Raw genomic sequence first — 3,610 nt, 5'->3', positions numbered from 1 at the left:
GGTAGGAGATGCGGCGGAAGGGGGCGGTGGAGGCCACGTTGTAGGTGCCGTACTGGGCGAAGATGGGGGGCAGCACGTCCTCCAGCACCGCGAACACGTCCTCCTGGTCGGCGAAGGCCATCTCCATGTCCAGCTGGTAGAACTCGCCGGGGGAGCGGTCGCCACGGGCGTCCTCGTCCCGGAAGCAGGGGGCGATCTGGAAGTACTTGTCGAAGCCGGAGGCCATCAGCAGCTGCTTGAACTGCTGGGGGGCCTGGGGCAGGGCGTAGAACTTGCCGGGGTGCTTCCGGCTGGGCACCAGGTAGTCCCGGGCCCCCTCGGGGGAGGAGGCGGTGAGGATGGGGGTGGTGATCTCCAGGAAGCCGTGGTCGATCATGGCCTTGCGCAGGGCGGCCACCACCTGGCAGCGCAGGATGATGTTGTTCTTCACCGCCGGGTTGCGGAGATCCAGATAGCGGTACTTCAGGCGGGCGGACTCGTCGGCCTCCCGGCTGCGGTTCACCTGGAAGGGCAGCTCGTTGTGGCGGCAGCGGCCCAGCACCTCCACCGCCTGGGGCACCACCTCGATGTCACCGGTGGGCAGCTTGGGGTTCTTGCTGTCCCGCTCCCGCACCACGCCGGTGATCTGCACCGTGGACTCCTTGTTCAGGCCCTTGAACGCCTTCCACATGTCCTCGGTCTCAATCACCACCTGGGTCACGCCGTAGAAGTCCCGCAGCACCGCGAAGGCGAAGTTCTGGCCCACCTCCCGGACGTTCTCCAGGAAGCCCGCCAGGGTGACGGTCTGTCCCACGTGCTCCATGCGGAGCTCCCCGCAGGTGTGGGTGCGGTAGTGTGTGCGCACGTTTTCCATCAAAATCAACTCCAAATAGTATTATTTTATAAAATGATAACAGATATGGGGGTTCTCCAGAGCTGGAACCCGGCAGCCGCCTTTGCCCGTAGGGGCGGATATCATCCGCCCGTTTTCCCCGGAACCACCGATCCGTGGGGCGCGACGACCTCGGCGCGCCATCCACCTGCCGGGGAACCCCCGGGGGCGGGCCTACCCGGCCGGGGCACCGCTTTTCGTGTCAAAAGCGGTGGGAAAACCACCAGGGCCTGCGGGCCCTGGACCCGGAGCCCATGGCGGCGGTGGGCTGTACGGACAGGGCAAATACCAGCCGTGCATTGCCGCCCGTCGTCGGTGCAAGTTTCAGATCATTCGCTTCGCCGCAAGCGGCAAAGCTCACTCCTTCCACTGCACCTCCTCTCCCCACCGAACCCGCTTCGCTGGACTTCGGCGGGGGCCCCATTGTTGTCGTCACAGGCGCTGCCGCGCCTCGGGTAGCACGCATCGGGATTACCCTGCAAGCCTTGTGGGTTGCTGCGCTGTACCGGCTTGGCCCGTCGGGCCGCCGCTGGTACCATGCCTCCGATAGACCGGGGCAGTTGTGGTAGCCGTCTGTAGCTCCTATTCGCCCCGGAGACCCAGCAGGCGGGAGTAGTAGACCTGTACGTCGAAATTCTGGTACAATTCCGTGCCGTCGTCCTCGGTGACGCCGAAGCGGGCCAGGGCGGTGTCGGTGACGTAGTCCAGGAACTCCACACCGTCCACGGTGTTGAACCAGTTGAACTCCATGCCCTGGGCGGCGCAGTCGGCCTCCAGGCCGTCGATGAGCTCCTGCACCACGGGCAGGAACTGCCCGGCGGTGGTGCCGCCTGTGAACAGCACGTCAGAGGGCTTCATACCGGCGGCGGTGAATATATCGTAGTCGGCGGGGGTGAAGGTCTGCCGCAGCTCTGGCCGGGCCACCCGGGCCACCATGGCGGCGCACTCCGCCCGGGTGAGGGTCTTGTCCCCGGCAAAGGTGCCCCAGTCGTCCACGCCGGTGAGGATGCCGGCGTTGTAGAAGGCCAGCACCTGGGCGTCACTGGTGTCGGGCAGGGCGGTGATGGTGTTGATGGGGGTAAGCATGTCCTCCGGAACCACGGCGGCCAGGAGGGTGATAAAGTCCTGCCGGTCGGCGGTCTGGGCCCCGTCAGGCACAGTGATGCCCAGGCCCTCCAGGTAGTCCACATAGCACTGGTACCAGGGCTGGCCGGGGTCGGCCTCGGGGATAGCCTCCCCGGTGATGGCCTGGTTCATGCGGGCGGCGATGGCGGCCACCTCCCCCACGGTGAGCAGCTCATCGGGGGCGAAGGCGTGGCCGGTGCCCTGCATCAGCCCCACCTCACAGCACACCCGGGCGGCGTCGGCGTACCAGGCGCCCTCCTCCACATCGATGAAGCCGGGGTAGGTGTTGACAGCGGGGAAGGCCTCCTCCGGGGTGACGGCGGCGGCGGAGCCGGCCAGCAGGGCGGCGGAGAGCACGAGGGCGGCGAGTTTTTTCATGGAAGGTTTCCTCCTTACGATGGTCTGAGTTTCCACCTTTAGACGGCGGGGAAGGGGAAAAGTTCCGTTACGCCTCCGGCTCTTTGATGGGCGCGCCGCCCGCCCGGGCGGCCAGGGCGGAGCGCACCAGCTCCACCGCCTCCGCCGGGGTCAGGGTCTCCTGCACGCCGGTGGACAGATCCTTTACGGTCACCTTGCCCTGGGCAATTTCGTCCTCCCCCAGCAGGGCGGCGTAGGGGATGGACAGCTTGTCCGCATAGGACAGCTTCTGCTTGAACTTCTTCTTCTCGGTGTGGATCTGGGCCCGGATGCCCGCCTCCCGCAGGGCGGTGGCGAAGGAGATGGCGGCGGTGAGCTCCTCGGTCATGGGGAGGACCAGCACGTCCGCCGGGGCGGTGATCAGCTGGTCGTTCAGGTAGCCCTGGGCCTCCAGCACGGAGAACAGGCGGGTGAGGCCGATGGAAATACCCACGCCGGGGAGTTGTTTATCGGTGTAATATTCCGCCAAGTTATCATACCGGCCGCCGGAGCAGATGGAGCCCACCTCCGGGTGATCCAGCATGACGGTCTCGTAGACGGTGCCGGTGTAGTAGTCCAGGCCCCGGGCGATGGTGAGATCCACCATAAAGTGATCCTCCGGCACGCCGAAGGCGGACATATACTTGACCACGGTAGACAGCTCGGCCACGCCCTGGTCGAAGAGCTCGTTCCGGCCCTTAAAGGGCTCCAGCGCGGCCATGGGGTCGGCGGCGGCGAGCAGGGAGAGCAGCTGGTCGGCGGCCTGGGGCGGCACGGCGAAGTCGTCCGCCAGGATGGCCTTCACCTTCTCCGGCCCGATCTTCTCCAGCTTGTCGATGGTGCGCATCACGTCGCCGGCCTGCTCCTCCAGGCCCAGGATGGCGAACAGGCCGTTTAAGACCTTTCGGTTGTTCACCCGGATTTTGAACCGGTGCAGGCCCAGGGCGGTGAAGGTCTTATAGATGATGGAGGGGATCTCCGCCTCGTTGGTGATGTCCAGGGCGCCGTCGCCGATGACGTCGATGTCGGCCTGGTAGAACTCCCGGTAGCGGCCCTTCTGGGCCCGCTCTCCCCGGTACACCTTGGAGATCTGGAACCGGCGGAAGGGGAAGGTCAGCTCGTTCTGGTGCAGGGCCACGTACTTGGCCAGGGGCACCGTCAGATCAAAGCGGAGGGCCAGGTCGCTGTCCCCCTTGGTGAAGCGGTAGATCTGCTTCT

3 protein-coding genes are annotated in these 3,610 nt (G+C 65.9%); all 3 read right to left on the bottom strand.

Annotated elements, in window-relative coordinates; all coding sequences use genetic code 11:
• On the bottom strand, positions 1–853 hold an 853-nt coding region (locus QZ378_RS12390; protein WP_291258487.1), incomplete at its 3' end, for an amino acid--tRNA ligase-related protein.
• A gap of 600 nt (positions 854–1,453) precedes the next feature.
• Entirely contained in the window at positions 1,454–2,374 is a 921-nt protein-coding gene (locus QZ378_RS12385) for an S-layer homology domain-containing protein (protein WP_291258486.1), read from the bottom strand.
• Between the two features lie 67 nt (positions 2,375–2,441).
• On the bottom strand, positions 2,442–3,610 hold a 1,169-nt coding region (hisS, locus tag QZ378_RS12380), incomplete at its 5' end, for a histidine--tRNA ligase (RefSeq protein WP_291258485.1).

This window comes from Flavonifractor sp. (assembly GCF_019422385.1).
GTDB classification, from domain to species: Bacteria; Bacillota; Clostridia; order Oscillospirales; family Oscillospiraceae; genus Flavonifractor; species Flavonifractor avistercoris.
This window is presented reverse-complemented; position numbering and strand designations above follow the sequence as displayed.